Source organism: Exiguobacterium sp. s160 (genome assembly GCF_018617575.1).
Lineage (GTDB): Bacteria > Bacillota > Bacilli > Exiguobacteriales > Exiguobacteriaceae > Exiguobacterium > Exiguobacterium aestuarii_A.
In genome coordinates this window covers 1-15,541 of sequence record NZ_JACSKK010000014.1, presented here as the reverse complement: position 1 = coordinate 15,541, position 15,541 = coordinate 1, and the positions used below count along the sequence as shown (strand labels likewise).

17 protein-coding genes are annotated in these 15,541 nt (G+C 50.7%); 9 read left to right on the top strand and 8 right to left on the bottom strand.

The annotated features are described in order from the left end of the window. Nucleotides 1–129 precede the first annotated feature (129 nt). Nucleotides 130–1,722, bottom strand: coding sequence for a diguanylate cyclase domain-containing protein (locus KNO86_RS14365; protein WP_214697353.1), 1,593 nt, complete (start codon nucleotides 1,720–1,722; stop codon nucleotides 130–132). Between the two features lie 123 nt (nucleotides 1,723–1,845). Between KNO86_RS14365 and KNO86_RS14360 the strand changes: the two genes are divergently transcribed. From KNO86_RS14360 to KNO86_RS14345, 4 genes are all read left to right on the top strand, one after another. Beyond that, nucleotides 1,846–2,502, top strand: a complete 657-nt coding sequence (locus KNO86_RS14360) for a DsbA family protein (protein ID WP_214697344.1) — start codon at nucleotides 1,846–1,848, stop codon at nucleotides 2,500–2,502. A gap of 1 nt (nucleotide 2,503) precedes the next feature. Further along, complete coding sequence (locus KNO86_RS14355) at nucleotides 2,504–2,917, top strand: disulfide oxidoreductase (RefSeq protein WP_214697342.1); 414 nt, start codon at nucleotides 2,504–2,506, stop codon at nucleotides 2,915–2,917. A gap of 4 nt (nucleotides 2,918–2,921) precedes the next feature. Next, a complete protein-coding gene (locus KNO86_RS14350; RefSeq protein ID WP_483297970.1) occupies nucleotides 2,922–3,509 on the top strand; it encodes an SCO family protein in 588 nt (195 codons plus the stop codon). A gap of 104 nt (nucleotides 3,510–3,613) precedes the next feature. Continuing rightward, nucleotides 3,614–4,207, top strand: a complete 594-nt coding sequence (locus tag KNO86_RS14345) for a Crp/Fnr family transcriptional regulator (protein ID WP_214697340.1) — start codon at nucleotides 3,614–3,616, stop codon at nucleotides 4,205–4,207. Here KNO86_RS14345 and KNO86_RS14340 read toward each other — a convergent pair. Next, nucleotides 4,167–4,889, bottom strand: a complete 723-nt coding sequence (locus tag KNO86_RS14340) for a DUF4386 domain-containing protein (protein WP_214697338.1) — start codon at nucleotides 4,887–4,889, stop codon at nucleotides 4,167–4,169. The genes KNO86_RS14345 and KNO86_RS14340 overlap by 41 nt on opposite strands. A 181-nt stretch (nucleotides 4,890–5,070) precedes the next feature. On the opposite strand from KNO86_RS14340, the gene KNO86_RS14335 reads away from it, so the two are divergent. Continuing rightward, a complete protein-coding gene (locus tag KNO86_RS14335; RefSeq protein WP_214697336.1) occupies nucleotides 5,071–6,165 on the top strand; it encodes an MBL fold metallo-hydrolase in 1,095 nt (364 codons plus the stop codon). Between the two features lie 20 nt (nucleotides 6,166–6,185). On the opposite strand, the gene KNO86_RS14330 is transcribed toward KNO86_RS14335, so the two are convergent. The 3 genes from KNO86_RS14330 to trhA form a co-directional block, all read right to left on the bottom strand. Next, complete coding sequence (locus KNO86_RS14330) at nucleotides 6,186–7,403, bottom strand: MFS transporter (protein ID WP_214697334.1); 1,218 nt, start codon at nucleotides 7,401–7,403, stop codon at nucleotides 6,186–6,188. Nucleotides 7,404–7,500: 97 nt separating this feature from the next. Beyond that, nucleotides 7,501–8,196, bottom strand: coding sequence for a DsbA family oxidoreductase (locus KNO86_RS14325; protein WP_214697332.1), 696 nt, complete (start codon nucleotides 8,194–8,196; stop codon nucleotides 7,501–7,503). A gap of 87 nt (nucleotides 8,197–8,283) precedes the next feature. Beyond that, a complete protein-coding gene (gene trhA, locus KNO86_RS14320; RefSeq protein WP_074032708.1) occupies nucleotides 8,284–8,928 on the bottom strand; it encodes a PAQR family membrane homeostasis protein TrhA in 645 nt (214 codons plus the stop codon). A gap of 126 nt (nucleotides 8,929–9,054) precedes the next feature. Here trhA and KNO86_RS14315 point away from each other — a divergent pair, with 126 nt between their 5' ends. After that, nucleotides 9,055–9,573, top strand: coding sequence for a DUF1836 domain-containing protein (locus KNO86_RS14315; protein ID WP_214697330.1), 519 nt, complete (start codon nucleotides 9,055–9,057; stop codon nucleotides 9,571–9,573). 43 nt (nucleotides 9,574–9,616) lie between these two features. On the opposite strand, the gene KNO86_RS14310 is transcribed toward KNO86_RS14315, so the two are convergent. The 3 genes from KNO86_RS14310 to KNO86_RS14300 form a co-directional block, all read right to left on the bottom strand. Then, nucleotides 9,617–10,231 carry a PH domain-containing protein gene (locus tag KNO86_RS14310; RefSeq protein ID WP_214697327.1) on the bottom strand — a complete coding sequence of 205 codons (615 nt, stop codon included), beginning with the start codon at nucleotides 10,229–10,231 and terminating at the stop codon, nucleotides 9,617–9,619. Between the two features lie 12 nt (nucleotides 10,232–10,243). Next, nucleotides 10,244–11,077, bottom strand: a complete 834-nt coding sequence (locus KNO86_RS14305) for an aldo/keto reductase (RefSeq protein ID WP_214697325.1) — start codon at nucleotides 11,075–11,077, stop codon at nucleotides 10,244–10,246. Nucleotides 11,078–11,138: 61 nt separating this feature from the next. Next, entirely contained in the window at nucleotides 11,139–12,044 is a 906-nt protein-coding gene (locus KNO86_RS14300; protein ID WP_251127029.1) for an MBL fold metallo-hydrolase, read from the bottom strand. A 367-nt stretch (nucleotides 12,045–12,411) separates the two neighbouring features. Between KNO86_RS14300 and abc-f the strand changes: the two genes are divergently transcribed. From abc-f to KNO86_RS14285, 3 genes are all read left to right on the top strand, one after another. Next, entirely contained in the window at nucleotides 12,412–14,109 is a 1,698-nt protein-coding gene (gene abc-f, locus KNO86_RS14295) for a ribosomal protection-like ABC-F family protein (RefSeq protein ID WP_214697322.1), read from the top strand. Nucleotides 14,110–14,120: 11 nt separating this feature from the next. Beyond that, nucleotides 14,121–14,879 (top strand): hypothetical protein, encoded by a 759-nt coding sequence (locus tag KNO86_RS14290; RefSeq protein ID WP_214697321.1) that lies wholly within the window; start codon nucleotides 14,121–14,123, stop codon nucleotides 14,877–14,879. A gap of 327 nt (nucleotides 14,880–15,206) precedes the next feature. Next, the coding region (locus tag KNO86_RS14285) for a transposase (protein ID WP_214697319.1) at nucleotides 15,207–15,541 on the top strand (335 nt) is incomplete at its 3' end.

Here is a 15,541-nt window from a genome sequence, read left to right as displayed (position 1 = left end):
CTTAAGTCGCGATGCGGCTCCGGGATTGCCTGCGGAAAGCGTGGGCGCCGGAAGGACGAGTTCGAACATGTTATTTGTCAACAAGCTGAGGAGTTCATCATGAACTCCTTTTCGTATGGGTACCAGTAATCATTCGAACGACTCATGGAACGAAAGCAGCTTTTTCCCGTTCGCTTTTGACCGATATAAGGCGTTGTCCGCTTGTTCGATGGCGACATGTGGAGGTTCTGCTGGCGACCAAATCGATGCGCCGATGCTTGCCCCGACCTTTACCGATATGAGACCGAGCATCACAGGTTGTGAGAGCGTATCGATGATGGATGTCCCGATTTCTTGAATATCCTGAATTGAACGTTCATGTCTTGGGAACATGAGGAAAAACTCATCCCCGCTCAAGCGGACCGGATAGATGTCATCGATTGTAAGAGTTTGTAGCCGCCGTGCGACTTCGACTAACAATTCATCGCCGACCGCGTGACCGTATGTATCGTTTACCGCCTTGAACCCATCGAGGTCGATATAAAAGAAAACGTATGGCTCTTTCGAAGTGAGCAGTTGATTCAACTGCTCACGTAAGGCGACACGGTTCGAGAGACCGGTCAGCGCGTCACGGTTTGCAAGGAGCTCGAAATGCACCCGTTCCGATTCTGACTCTGTGAGGGATGTGACGAGCGATTCCAGTGCGAATGCGAGGGACTCAATCTCTTCGATTCCGGATTGATGCGGGAATGTATTGGCTTTTCCTTGCTCCATGAGCGAAGCTGTTTCAGTAATTCGTTTCAACGGTCTCGTCACGACGGAAGCGAGTAACCAACCGAGAACGGCCGTCACGAGCGATGCGAAGAGGCCAATCCATAGAATTCTCGTTTCTAACGCCTCGACCGGTGCGAACGCGACGGCTGCCGGTTGACGGACGACGACGCGCCAACCTAGTCCGGGATATTCATCATACCCTTCCCCAATCGACATCCCCGTCAGATAGTCCTGTCCATCCTCCCATTCTTTCACGGAAGCTCCTTCCGTAAACGACACAGGGAGTGGTTTTCCGACTAGATCGTCTGGGCCGAGGAGCACCACGTTGTCTCGTTCACTAACGACGAACAAATCCGTATCATCGACTTGTTCATGGAGCGTCCGATTGAAATGTCCGAGTACTTCTTTTCCCCATGCCCAACTCAAGTGAGTGGCAAGCACCCCTTGAAATGTCCCGTCTTGAAATAAAGGGACACTGATATCGACGAATTGGAGCGGTTCTCCCGTCGGATTCGGTAACAGTTCAGCTAATAGGACTGCCTCGTGGACGTCACCAATAAAAGGAGTTTCTTTCGCTTCGAGATACACCGGGCGCTCGGCGATGGATGCCTCTTCGAGTATGCCGTTCGTGGAAGCAACGACAGTCCCTTCCGCATCCGTGACACCCATCCAAGAGAATGCCGGAATGTTCGACTGGACTTGATCGAGCAGTCGTCGTGTCGCGTCCGGGTCCCCTAAATCGAGACCTTGCAAGAGTTGGACTTCTTGATAGCGTGACCACATATAAAAGTCGAGTTTGTCCGCCAATTGATGTGATGTTGTCGAAAGACGTTCCCCGATTTCTTGTTCGAGCGAATCAGATGCCCGATGACTGATCAGGGAGGTGAGTGCAATCGTCAGTAAAAAGACGAGCGTGGCGATGCTGAGCGCCAAAATGAGACCGAGGCGCATCGTAAAAGACTTGATCATGCGAGAAAAACCTCCTAAAGCTTGAAATAAAGACAATTATGAAAAACGAGTCGAACACATGATAGGTGAAAGAGCTTCCGCTATAATGAAAGACGAGTCGAAAAATAAATAGAGGTGAAGAAAATGAAAAAGAATCAATGGTTGGTCATCATGACCGTCGTTGCCGTCGCATTGATTGCATTGGTGTTCGTCTTGCTCAATCAAGATGAGCCGACAACGGCCGACCGAGGCGATCACGTGTCAATCGAGGGACAACCGACACTCGGAGACTCGGACGCGAAAGTCTCGGTTGTCGAGTTCGGAGATTATAAATGTCCATCGTGTAAACAGTGGGGCGAAACGATCTATCCGCAACTGAAAGCGGATTATCTCGACAAGGAAGATGTCAGCTTCAGCTATATTAACGTCTTGTTCCACGGACAAGAATCGATTTTGGCATCCCTCGCTTCCGAGTCGGTGTACGAGCAAGACCCTGAATCGTTCTGGAAGTTCCATAAAGCGCTCTATGACGCGCAACCGGCTTCACAACAACACGACAACGCATGGGTGACAGTCGAGAAGTTGAAAGAAATCGCAGGTGAGACGACATCGGTCGACTTGGCACAACTTGAACAAGATCTCGGCGAAAACTCGACCGTGCTCGAAAAAGTCAGTACGGACGACGGGCTTGTGAAAGAGAACGGTGTTCAATTCACACCTTCGATCATGATCAACGGTGTGATGCTCGAGGACCCGTTCGACTACGAACAAATCCAACAGTTGATCGAGCAGGATTTATAAGATGAAGTCATTTTTCGAAAAATATGGATTGTATCTCGCTTGGCTCGTCGCGTTGACGGCGACACTCGGGAGTCTCTATTTCAGTGAGATTCGAGAGTTTGTGCCATGTGAGCTATGCTGGATTCAACGCATCTTTATGTATCCGCTGACGATTATCCTAGGGATTGCCGTCTTCACGGAAGATCGGGCGGTACGAAAATATGTGTTACCGCTTACTATCATAGGCGGTATTGTTTCACTTTACCATTACTTGGTACAAAAAGTGCCAGGATTTGCTGAAATTCAGCCTTGTGCACAAGGTGTTCCGTGCAGCGGTCAATACATCAACTGGTTCGGATTCATCACGATTCCGTTCCTCGCATTGACGGCTTTCACGCTCATCACCATCCTCATGTGGAATGTCAAAAAGCGATAAGGAGTTGGAACGTGTGAAGAAATGGTGGATCGGTAGTTTGATGACGATGCTCATCGTCCTAGCAGGATGCGGACAAGAAATCGAGGACCCGCTCAACTGGGAAGTCGAATCGTTCGAATACATGAACCAAGAAAAAGAAATGGTCAGTCTCGACGATTTAAAAGGGAAAGTGTGGATGGCAGACTTCGTCTTCACAAGCTGTGAGACGGTCTGCCCGCCGATGACGTACAACATGACGAAGCTGAATGAAGCGCTCGAAGAAGAGGGCGTCGAAGACGTGCAATTCGTCTCGTTCAGTGTCGACCCGACTGTGGACACTCCGGAGAAGATGAAAGAATTTATGAGCGGTTATGACCTTTCGAAAGCGGATTGGCAATTCTTGTCGGGCTACTCACAAGACGAAATCGAAACGTTCGCGCAAGAGAACTTTAAAGCGCTCGTCCGGAAGCCTGAAGAAGGTACACAAGTCGACCATGCTACGTACTTCTATTTGGTCGACCAGGAAGGCAAAATCATCAAAGCGTATCCTGGTTTCCAAGACGTCCCGACAGAAGACATCATCAACGACATTAAAATCTTACAAAAGTCTTAACAGAAGACCTGTCCCACCAAAGCAGTGGGGCAGGTCTTTTTGAATGATGAAACCTGCTATACTTGAGGGACTAGATCGATTTTCCTTGAAAAGGAGTGAATGGGATGAAAGACGTCTTGATTCAATACATGAAACGTTTTACGGATTTGAGTGATACCGAGTGTGAGCGGTTAGTAGCGGATGTACCAATTGCCACGTTTCCGAAAGGGACAACTCTATTGCATCAAGGAGACGTCCCGACTAAATGCTATTTCGTACTGAGTGGCTGCATTCGTCAATATAAAGTCGACGAAGACGGGAACGAGCACACTGTCGATTTCATCACGGAAGAACAGAGTATCACCATATTGACGAAACATCATACAGATGGACGATCACCGTATTCGTTAGCGTGTATAGAGGAATGTTGTCTCGTCGTTGGAGACCTTGCGACAGAGCAGGAGCAATACGAGATGAATCCTGTCCTTGAAGCGATGACGCGTGACATGATGCAAGAAGACATGGGGACGATGCGCGATGCGTTCGCCTCGTTCATGTCGTCCACACCAGAGGAACGGTATCAGACCTTGATGGAGAAGAGACCCGACTTAGTTCATCGGGTCCCACAGTATCAACTGGCGAGCTATCTCGGTATCACACCGGAGTCACTCAGTCGGATCAAGAAGCGGGCGACGCGTCACCTGCGGATTGTCGAGTGATATCATGTGTAGGAAGTATTCTTCCTTTCACGATCAACCATACGGCAAAGGCCAATTCGCCGACGAACATCGGAAGCATGAGGGTGAGCTCGAGTCGAGTCGTCATGCTTTCAAAAGTTTGGAATTGGTAAAGAGCATGAACAATCGTATAACTGAAACCGGCAACGACAAGTAAGATGCCAATCGTTCTTGGAATGAATTGGGTCCGCATCGCAATCCATCCGACTGCGATGAGGTGAAGACCGAACACGATTAAGCCAAGCGACCAAATGGTTTCAAATGACGTGACCGTTTCATACACTTGTCTAGCTGAAGTGGAAGTATCGAGGACACGCTCGGCTTCAACGAGACGTAAAACGGCGAAGGCGAGAATGAGCGTGTAAAGGAAGCGAAGTGTCCCGACGAGTAAGGCGAATGTAGTATGAAATGGTTTGAAGAAACGATATAGTCCGTAGGTGACAATCAGGTCTAGAACGACAATGATGCCCCAGCCGATGATACCGAAACGGAACAGCGTCGGATGACTGATTAAGTTCTCATACGTTGTCATCGCTTCATTTTCGATGACGAGTGATTGATAGACGTATCCTTGCGCGAAAAAGGCGACGAGTGCCATGAGGACGAGTGCGATTCCAGACCAAAGCGCGGCACGTTGATGTGAACGGACAGTTAAATGGGTCATGAGAAAAACTCCTTTCGAATGATCTTGTCTCCATCATAAAAGGATGGGAGCGGTCTCACATTGACTTAAGTCAAGAACACGCCATTTTTTGAAAGATGAGTGAATCTGCATATTAACCGATATCATATGGAGACATGCACGTTATAATCAATGCAACGAACTTGTAGAAAAGAGGATCTAGATGAAAAAGACGATGTTGCTCTCATTAGTCGGAATGGCGGCCGTCACCGGAACGATTCTGACGCAGTACAAACCACTCGGACGAAAACCGAAATCAATTCAATCCCCGAACCAGGTCAACGGGAAATTCCGTAATCAATATGAGACACCGATGAACTTCTCTGCGGAGGACATGGTATCGATGGCTCGTGACTATCGTGATGTGACGTCGCTTCGTAAGCCGAGTGAACGGCTACCAATCGTGCCCATCGATTTCGAGGAGAAGACGGGTTCGAGTTTCACGAGAATTTACTGGCTCGGTCATTCGGCGCTCATGGTACAAATGGGCGGGAAGACGATGCTCGTCGACCCGATGTTCGGACGCAGCCCATCGCCGCTTCCGTTCGCTAAGAATGAGCGTTTCAGCGAAGACTTACCGTTTGACCTCGAGGACTTGCCTGAGATCGATGTCGTCTTGTTGACGCATGACCATTACGACCACCTCGACTATGGGACGATCCTTGCGATTAAAGACAAGGTCGCCATGTTCATCGTGCCGCTCGGGGTAGGGAGTCATTTGAAACGATGGGGTGTCGGTGCAGAGCGAATCGTGGAGAGAGATTGGAACGAGTCGTATACGTTCGGGAATTGGACGTTCGTCTGTACGCCGGCACGTCACTTCTCCGGCCGCTCGTTGACGGACCGCAACAGCACGTTATGGGCGTCATGGGTCGTCCTCGGCGAGACAGACCGGCTCTTCTTCAGCGGGGACAGCGGCTACGCGCCGCACTTCAAGATGATTGGTGAACAGTACGGACCGTTCGATTTCGCCGCACTCGAATGCGGACAATATGACGTGCGCTGGCCAGACGTCCATATGCAGCCGGAAGAGACAGCGCAAGCATTTCACGATTTACGCGCCGACCAGATGATGCCGATCCATTGGGGTGCGTTCACGCTGTCGTTCCACGATTGGTTTGACCCGGCGGAACAGATGGCGTCCCTCTTACCGAAAGAGGTCGTCCTCACTCCGAAGATTGGGGAGCGGATCACACTCGACGGTCGGAATGATACGACGACGTGGTGGCGAGAGCTTCAAGACGCAAACAAGCGATGACATCGGTCATCGCTTGTTTTTTATGAAGAGATCTTCTCAGTAGCGTCTTCTTCGATATGCAGTTTATGTTTTCGCGTATAGATAAGGAACGCGGCTGTCATCGTAATCGAACTGACTCCAAACAAGACGACCATGAGCTGAAGTCCGATCAAATCGAGGAAGAACCCTGTCACGAGAAGGACGATTTGGAAGATAATCCGGTCGAGCATGTTACGAAACGAGAAGAAACGCCCGTGATATTCTTTTGGCATCCGTGTCTGGAAAATCGTGACCGCCGTCGGGAAGAAGCAACCGACCGAGAATCCGAATACGACGAACGCCGCGATCGACATGAACGGGATGTCTGCAAAATATAGCATCAGTTGTGCGACACCGATCAAAAACGAGAACGAGAATAAAATCGAGAACGCCGAGAATTTTTCGCCGATCCGTTTGATCATGAAGGCACCTGTCATAAAGGCGAGTCCTTCCGCCGTATAAATCCATCCTTTGATTGCCGTAGAATCCTGCAACTCACTGATGTTGATGACGAGCAAGTTGAATCCTCCGATAAAGAGGAGGGGGATGAGCGTCATGACGAGTGTCATGAAGATGACCGGGATTGATTTGATGATTGGAAAGACATCTTTGAAGCCACTCGACGCCTTCGCATCGATCTTTTTCGCCGACGGTGTCTTCGATTCATCTAGCTTTAAGAAGAGCGTCGCGACCGCAAGCAACAGATAGGCGACGAGCGAGAGCGCATAGACGTTACGGAGCGAAATCAGTGTCAACAAGACACCGGCAATCGCCGTCCCGATGACGCGTGATAACGTCGAAACGTTCATATGGACACCGTTCAAGGCGAGAAGTTCCCGTTCCTTTACGATGAGCGGAATCGCTGCCTGTAGGGCAGGGAAGTAAAAAGCCGCCGATCCTTGTAAAATGATCAAAAAGACGACCATCCACACGACCGAATTCGTCTCGATGGCAACGAACATGAAGAGCACGCTGAGCGCTCGGACGATGCTTGAGATGAGCATGATGTTTTTCTTAGAGCCTTGGTCGGTGAGGCGTCCTGCGAGCGGACCGATGGCGACCCCGGCGAGTAAGCCGATGGCGAGAATGACCGCCTTCACAAAGTCAGAGGGGACGCGGTCTTGCATGAATTCCAGGTTTCCGATGATGCCGAGCCATAGACCAAGACCGGCGACGAATTCGCCCGTCAAGATGATCCAGACGTTCCGATTTTTCCACATAGATGTAGTCCTCGATTCTTATATGCTAATCACTATTATCAAGTAGTAGGGTGAAGAATACCACAAAAAAGAAGCCGAACCTCGGCTTCTTCATCAATCAAATATCACAGTTGTCGTCGGTGCACGTCGCACCGTTCGAAAGGACTTGGATCGTCGGGTTGTTCTCAGACCAGACTTTTTCGAGCACTTGCGTGAACGCTTCCGTCGGTTGAGCACCAGACACTCCGTATTTGTTGTCGAATACGAAGAACGGGACACCTGTGATGCCAAGGTCACTTGCGCGTTTCTCTTCGGCACGAACGTCTTCCGTATACACGTCAGTCGTCAAGACGTCACGGACAGCGTCATGGTCAAGACCGACACTTGTAGCGATCTCGAGCAAGACATCGTGGTTCCCGATGTGCTTGGCATCGACGAAGTAAGCCTGAAGCAACGCTTCCGACAATTCTTTTTCTTTCCCGACCGTCTTCGCATAATGCGTCAAACGATGTGAGTCGAGTGTACCTGTGACGACCATGTTCTCAAAGTCGTAATCGAGACCGACTTCGCGGGCTTGAGCGGCGACTTGAGCCGTCGTCCCTTTTGCCTGCTCGATCGGCATACGGTATTTCGTTGCGAGTGCCTCATAAATGGTACGTGAATCGTTCGTCGGCGCATTCGGGTCGAGCTCGAAACTCTTGAACTCGACTTCCACTTGGTCCGCCTGTGGGAACTGTTCGAGCGCCTCTTCTAAGCGACGCTTCCCGATATAACAAAACGGGCAGACATAATCTGACCATACTTCAATTTTCATCATGAATCCCTCCTGTCCCTAGTGTAGGAAATCTTGAATTCAAAGTACAGAAAACGGCTCACAAAAAAAGTCCCCCGATAGGAGGACTTAAAAGACATACCAAAAGACACAGACGAAGTGGGCAAAGCTTCCGAACAAGATGAACAAATGGAACACTTCATGGAATCCCCATCCCCGCCAGTTGACGAATTTTGGCTTGAACCCGTAGATGAGCCCACCAATCGTATACATGACGCCCCCGAGGACGAGCCAGAAGATGCCAGCGTTACCAATCACGTCATGGAGCGGTCCGATAAAGAAGACGGATAGCCAGCCCATCCCGATGTAGAGCGCGGTCGATAAGAAACGCGGTGCATGGAACCAGACGAGTTTGAAGACGATGCCGAACAAGGCGAGTGCGTGTACGGTACCGAAGAGGACCCAGCGTGTCGGTCCCTCGAGCGCGAGTAGCGTGAGCGGCGCATATGTACCCGCAATCAATGCGTAAATCATCGCATGGTCGATTCTCCGGAAGAAGGCGATGACGTTCGGTGAGGCGATGATGCTATGGTAAAGACCTGACGATAAATAAAGAAAGACGAGGCTGATCCCGAATAAAATCGCAGCCATAATCGCAAGGGGTGAGCCAAGTAGTGAAGCTTTGACGACCATCGCAATCAGCGCAATGAAAGCGAGTACCGCGCCAGCGAGATGCGTTAGCGCGTTGATCGGTTCACGGAAAATCGAATTCATGTAAAACACTCCTTATCACATCATGTAGTATCGATAACTACATGATATACTGAAGAGGAACAAACAGCAAGGTGTACCTTTCGACAAATGAGAGTTTTCTTTATACTTGAAGGTGAGGTGAGACGGATGAAAGCGAAGAATATTACCGAAACGGAAGGGACGCTCCCGAGGGACATATTGCCGACTGTCGATTTATACATGGACCAGGTCATCCAATTGTTCGAGCAGAATTATGGGAAGATGAAGCGGGACGAGGATGAGACGATTTTGACGAAGACGATGATCAATAACTATGCCAAGGGCAAATTGTTCCATCCTGTCAAAAATAAAAAGTATACGAATGAACATCTGATGTTACTCAGTTTGATCTATGAGATGAAAGGTCTCCTGTCGATTAGTGACATCAAAGAGACGCTCCGTCCGTTGAACGAGTCGGACGAGACGTTCTCACTTGAGGACTTTTATGAAGCGTATCAGGCGCAAAAAGTGAAGAATCTAGAAGCGTTTGAAGCCCAGGCTGACACGCTGTTACATGCATCGCTCGAAAAAGAGAACGGTGTGCAGCGAACGCTCGCCATTGCGTCTGCCGTGCACATGAGCCACTTGTATCAACGATTGGCCGAGCAGTTGATTGATGAGAAATGAAACAACTCCTCCAAGGGCGAATGTCCCACGGAGGAGTTGTTGTTTAATTATTGATGTACTTCTCGTATACCGAACCGAAGTCTTTTCGGTTCCACTCGTGATAGTGGCGTTGTAGCCAATCGAACGATTGCTCGTTCAATTCCTTGAACGTGTTCGGTACGTTCATGTCCCCTTCGCGGAGTCCGCTCAAAATTGATACGGAGTGTGTGAGTGACGTATTCGCATATTCCATCATGCGACGACCTTCCCGTTGGATCTCTTCGATCGCGAGGAGTGCCTTATACAAATCTTTCACATGCTCGATTTGCTTTTTGTTGATGTCAATCGAGTACGCTTTGTCGCCGATTGAGAATTTGACTTCGACATCGAGGTCGACCGTACCCGCCGTCTCGAACATGACGTGCTTGATCGGATAATGTGAATACGGATAACGATAGAGGACGCGCTTCGAACTGATGGCGCTCGTTCCATCGAGGTGGATCATCGACAAGTTGGTGAAACAATACTCATCTGATTTTGACTTGATCAAGAAATAAATCTTTTCATTGTCTTCGTGAAGGACGTAATCGTCCGCATCTGCCTTATCGAAGTCGGACGGGTCAATCACCTCACCGATGTCGCTGAAGCCAGTCAAATCAGAAGCCAGTTTTTTGAACATGTCATTCACTCCTCAATAATGGATTTTATGCATCTCTTTCGGATCGGATCCGGTCCGCTCATCACGGTTGAGCGCATCGATGGCCGCCATCTCTTCTTTCGTCAACGTGAAGTCGAATACCTGTATATTCTCTTTGATTCGACTCGGTGTCACCGATTTCGGGATAACGGCGACCCCGTTTTGTAAGTGCCAACGCAAGATGACTTGAGCCGGTGATTTGCCGTGACGGTTCGCAATCTCTACAATCGTGTCGTCTTCGAGCGCTTCGCGTCCTTTCATGAGTGGACTCCATGCCTGAATCTGAATGTCATATCGTTTGCAGAAAGCAATCAATTCCTTTTGAGACAAATACGGATGGATCTCGACCTGGTTCACGGCCGGGACGATCGAGCACGACTGAATGATTTGTTCTAAGTGCTCGACTTCAAAGTTTGAGACGCCAATTGCACGGACACGTCCTTCTTCATATAACTGTTCGAGTGCCTTATACGTTTCGACGAACTTCCCGAATCGAGGCATCGGCCAGTGGATGAGGAATAAATCGACATACTCAAGACCGAGTCGGTCGAGACTATCCTGAAACGCTTGGAGCGCCTCATCGAACCCGTGGAACTCATTCCAAAGCTTCGTCGTCACAAACACATCCTCCCGAGGAATGCCTGCTTCACGAAGCGCTTGCCCGACACTTTCTTCGTTTTGATAAATCGCGGCCGTATCAATCAAACGATAATCCGCTTCAAGCGCAGCTTTGACCGTATCGACCGTCACTGCGCCGTCTTCGACCTTATACACACCAAGCCCGAGCATCGGCATCTTGACGTCATTATTCAACGTCGTCCATTCCATAACAAATCCCTCCCTCTCGTCTTTAACGTTACCGAAATTTTGGATGAAGGGAAAGGAAAAACTACAGGCGGATGCTTTCCCCATGCGACTTGATCACAATTTGGTCACGGTCCAGTTTTGCGGCCGCGACGAGACGGTGATACGGCTCCTCGACCGGCTCATAAGAGAGGACGAACGTGTCCCAATGCATCGGGAAGAAGCGCTTCGCCCCGCTCTCTTTGTACATCATCCAAGCCTGTTCGGGGGTACAGTGCGCCTCTTGGAACGAGTCCGGTTGATAAGCGCCGATTGGGAAGAACGCGAGGTCAATCGGTTCACGGTCGGCGAGCCCTTTGAAGGAGTCGGTGTATGCCGTGTCTCCCGCAAACAGCATTCGGATCCCTTTGTATTTTAATAGATAGCCGTTATAGCCCATATGTTTGTCCCATGGGAAACGGTTGCCCCAATGTTTGACAGGGATGGCCCGGACATCGAGCCCGTTCGCCAAGGTCACTTTGTCATGCGGATGCAGCTCGAGCGTCTGCAGACTCGGGTATCGACGGAGCAGGCGACTCGTCCCTGGAGCGGAGACGACAATCGTCTCGCGGGTGATGAGTCGTTTTAAACTTTTATGGTCAAAGTGGTCCATATGGGCGTGACTGAGCAAGATGACGTCGACCGGTCCGACATCCTCGATGGAGAGGGCGGGGGCCTTGTGACGTTTCATGCCGATTGTCAGTGGTCCTAAATGGACACCGATTCGTTTGGAGAAGACGGGGTCCGTCAAAATTTTGAGTCCATACCAATGGATGAGGACGGTCGAATGCCCAATCCACGTCGCTTGCACATGCGTCTCATCGATGGTTGTCAGTTCTGGACGTTCCGGCCATTTAAAACGTGGGCGGGGGAGCCGTCGTTTGAATCGTGTATAAAGAAACGTTCCGACGCTCGCCAAGACGGCACTCGGAACGAGGATGCGTCGACGCATCATGCATCACCTCACTGTTCGAATATACTGTCATCATAACGCGGAGAAGAGTGCATCGCATCCGCCTAAAGGAGTAGAAAAAATGGGAGATTGTGGGGTGCGCTCTTGCGAATCCACTTTCAATTTGATAAGGTGGCAGTAACTTAGGAAAGAGAGGTACACCGTGCCATGAAAAAAACACGTTCACTCCAACGATGAGACGAATCATCACTGTTCGCTTGAACAGTCACGGGTGAAGTGTGTCCATTTTTCAAGTGCGGGAAGTACTCTTTTTCCTCTTTGAACGGATTCCTTCACACCACCGCCTTTTGAGCGGATGGTGTTTTTTGTTTCATCGCGTATCGGAAAAATGAGCGAGGTGAAACAGATGTTAGCTATGAAACAAGTCCGGTTCGATTACGACCGGAAACCATTATTTGAAGCGGTCTCGTTTGAGGTCGCAGCCGGAGAACGCGCTGTGTTATTCGGGCTGAACGGAAGTGGGAAGACGACACTCTTCCGACTCGTGACAGGGGAATTGACGCCACAAGCCGGGGCGATCGAATGTCAAGGTGAAGTCGGGCTCGTCCGTCAGACAATCGAATCCGAAGATATGTCACTACTCGAGTGGGTGATGCGGAGCGATCCTGAACGGTACGCCCTTTATGAAAAGGTGTCGTCTGGCGATGAGATGCGAGTCATGCGTTCCTATGAACGAGCGCTCGCACTCGATGTGTATAACTTAGAGCAAGAGGCGACGCAAGCGTTGACCCGACTCGGGTTGGACGGTCAACTCGACCAAAACATCAACAATTTGAGCGGGGGAGAGAAGACACGGGCACAACTCTCGACGTTGACGATGAAGCAGGTCGACGTCGTCCTACTCGACGAGCCGACGAACCATCTGGATGTCGAGTCGATTGACTGGCTCACGAAATGGCTGAACCGATTCGATAGGACGGTGCTGATTATCTCCCACGACCGTCAACTGATGGATGATGTTGCGACAATCATCCTCGAACTGTCGGATGGGGAAGTCACCAGATACCCAGGGAACTATACGGCGTATCGACGTCAAAAAGAGGACGAACGCCTGCGTGATGAGCGAGCTCATGCCCGCTACGTGAGCCGAAAAGCAGAGCTGCTCGATATGATTGCCCAGTACAAAGGCTGGCACTTGAAGGCGAAAGCGACGGCCAGTGTCCGCAGTCCGGGGGCTCAAAAAGGAGCGGCCAATCTCGCCGTCAAGATGAAGGCGAGGGAACAGAAGCTCAAACAGCTCGAAGACAATCGTCCACGTAAGCCGAAAGAGGAGAAGACCATCTCCGTCCAATTTGCGGCAGATGAGCTCGAAGCGAAGACATGGTTGACGTGTGAAGAGGTGACGTTTGGATACGACAAGCCATTCTATGAACGGATTTCCTTCTCGATTCAAAAAGGTGAACGCCTCTCCATCATCGGACCGAATGGAAGCGGAAAGACGACGTTATTGAATGTGCTGATTGGTGAACGAGCACCGCTTTCAGGTGTGATCAAGCGGCATCCTCGTCTGAAGATTGGGTATTTCTCGCAAACGCTCGAACGTTTACCGAAGACGGGGACACTGCTCGATGCATTACTTGCCCAGAGTGACATCGGGGAGACAGAGGCTCGGACACTGCTCGCTCACTTTTTGTTCCGTCGGGATGAGGTGCATCGACCGATCAATGAGGCGAGTATGGGCGAGAAGTGTCGGATTGCCTTCCTGATTCTCTATTTCTCCGATGCGCATCTGTTGGCGCTCGACGAACCGACGAACTATTTAGATGTGGCGACACGGGAACAAATCGAGACGGCGTTGTCCGTGTACCCGGGTGGATTGCTTCTCATTACGCATGACCGTTATTTCCATCGCTTGACCTCGCGGACGATCGAGCTAGGTAAAACAATTCGTATTCGTGAGAATATGGAGAACGATGAACCGGTCGATGTTGAGCAGATGATGCAAACGATGGACGAATTGACAAAACACGACTTGAAATTTTTTGACGAGGCAGGAAACCTCCTACCATTTGACGAAACGAGTGGAATGAATCGAATCGAGTAGGAGTGAAGAACATGAATGGAGGAAGATTGTCGCGCGCGACGACACGAAAGCGTAAACGAGTGTTCCGGGTGACGACGGCGGTAGCCTTGGTCCTCGCTTTAGTCGGGATCATCGCGTTCGCGGCACTGATCGACAAAAAAGAAGAGTCTGCTTTACCGAAATCAGATGAGATTGCGACCGAGATGGTCGATTCCGAGTCGGAACAACCGACCGATACCGAAACCGAATCTGCAGATACAATCTATATCGGGCAACCGTATACGAAAGTCTATGCAGATGACCGTGTCGCGGTCGTCTATGAGGCCGACCTCGGTGATCATTTCGAACGTTTGGAGACGGTCAGTGGCTTCGTAAAAGTACAGCTAAATGAGCGTATGACGGGGTGGGTCACGGAAGAGAGTGTGACGACAGAAGCTCCGGCCTTGTCGGACGATGACGTGATCGCCGCATGGCAACAAGTCGTCCCGAGCGCTTCGGAGACCGTCCTTGACTGGATTGGCAAAGATGTGGCGACCGTGCGCGCCGAACTCGGTAGCCCGACTGCCGTTCAGCGTGACCAAGTGAACGAATATCATTTCTATGATGGATTCTTCTTGATGGTACGGGACCAAAAAGTGCGTGCCATCGATTGGGACCGTCAGGCAGTCGCGACGCCTGACGTGACACCGACGAACGAACAAACAACTGGGATTTGGTACGAAGGGGAGACGGTTCAGTTGAAGCTGTTCCCATACAGCGGTGTGATGCGCGTGCGTCTCGAGCACAAGTGAGACAAGACGGGAGAGAAATCTCCCGTCAGCTTGTTGACAAATAACATGTTCGAACTCGTCCTTCCGGCGCCCACGCTTTCCGCAGGCAATCCCGGAGCCGCATCGCGACTTAAGTCGCTGCTGGGTCTCCGTCGGATTGCTTTCCTGCAGGAGTCGGGGCGCCGTGGGACGAGCCACACGAATGGTCGCCACCTTTGGCGGCCATTTGTCTTTTTCTGAGGCCTCGACGGCCGAAGAAAAAGCCCGATACATACTTCGAACCGGTCCAAACGGGGAAGTAGGTAGGTAAACGCCACGTCCGCCCGTCATCGAAAGGAGGAACCCGATATGTATCGCGCCCATTCTGAGAAACGACATGAACCGATCCAGTCGAAGACCACGTTGGACCAGCTGGTCCCGCAGGATCATCTCGTCCGGAGACTCGACCGTCACATCGACTTCTCGATCGTGCACCGGCTCTGCGCCCCGCTCTATTCGAACACCGGTACGCCCGGCATCGATCCGGAGATCATCATCAAGATCATCCTACTCGGACCCCTGTTCAACATCCGTTCCGTGCGCCAGACCGTGAGGGAGGTTCAGACGAACCTCGCCTATCGCTGGTTCCTCGGTCTCGGCATCGATGAGAAGGTTCCCGACCATTCGACGATCAGCCAGGCCTA

Bases quoted from the DNA above. Each gene is read 5' to 3' on its own strand.
- KNO86_RS14365 (WP_214697353.1), bottom strand. From the start codon at position 1,722: ATGATCAAGTCTTTTACGATGCGCCTCGGTCTCATTTTGGCGCTCAGC.
- KNO86_RS14360 (WP_214697344.1), top strand. From the start codon at position 1,846: ATGAAAAAGAATCAATGGTTGGTCATCATGACCGTCGTTGCCGTCGCA.
- KNO86_RS14355 (WP_214697342.1), top strand. From the start codon at position 2,504: ATGAAGTCATTTTTCGAAAAATATGGATTGTATCTCGCTTGGCTCGTC.
- KNO86_RS14345 (WP_214697340.1), top strand. From the start codon at position 3,614: ATGAAAGACGTCTTGATTCAATACATGAAACGTTTTACGGATTTGAGT.
- KNO86_RS14340 (WP_214697338.1), bottom strand. From the start codon at position 4,889: ATGACCCATTTAACTGTCCGTTCACATCAACGTGCCGCGCTTTGGTCT.
- KNO86_RS14335 (WP_214697336.1), top strand. From the start codon at position 5,071: ATGAAAAAGACGATGTTGCTCTCATTAGTCGGAATGGCGGCCGTCACC.
- KNO86_RS14330 (WP_214697334.1), bottom strand. From the start codon at position 7,403: ATGTGGAAAAATCGGAACGTCTGGATCATCTTGACGGGCGAATTCGTC.
- KNO86_RS14325 (WP_214697332.1), bottom strand. From the start codon at position 8,196: ATGAAAATTGAAGTATGGTCAGATTATGTCTGCCCGTTTTGTTATATC.
- trhA (WP_074032708.1), bottom strand. From the start codon at position 8,928: ATGAATTCGATTTTCCGTGAACCGATCAACGCGCTAACGCATCTCGCT.
- KNO86_RS14315 (WP_214697330.1), top strand. From the start codon at position 9,055: ATGAAAGCGAAGAATATTACCGAAACGGAAGGGACGCTCCCGAGGGAC.
- KNO86_RS14310 (WP_214697327.1), bottom strand. From the start codon at position 10,231: ATGTTCAAAAAACTGGCTTCTGATTTGACTGGCTTCAGCGACATCGGT.
- KNO86_RS14305 (WP_214697325.1), bottom strand. From the start codon at position 11,077: ATGGAATGGACGACGTTGAATAATGACGTCAAGATGCCGATGCTCGGG.
- KNO86_RS14300 (WP_251127029.1), bottom strand. From the start codon at position 12,044: ATGCGTCGACGCATCCTCGTTCCGAGTGCCGTCTTGGCGAGCGTCGGA.
- abc-f (WP_214697322.1), top strand. From the start codon at position 12,412: ATGTTAGCTATGAAACAAGTCCGGTTCGATTACGACCGGAAACCATTA.
- KNO86_RS14290 (WP_214697321.1), top strand. From the start codon at position 14,121: ATGAATGGAGGAAGATTGTCGCGCGCGACGACACGAAAGCGTAAACGA.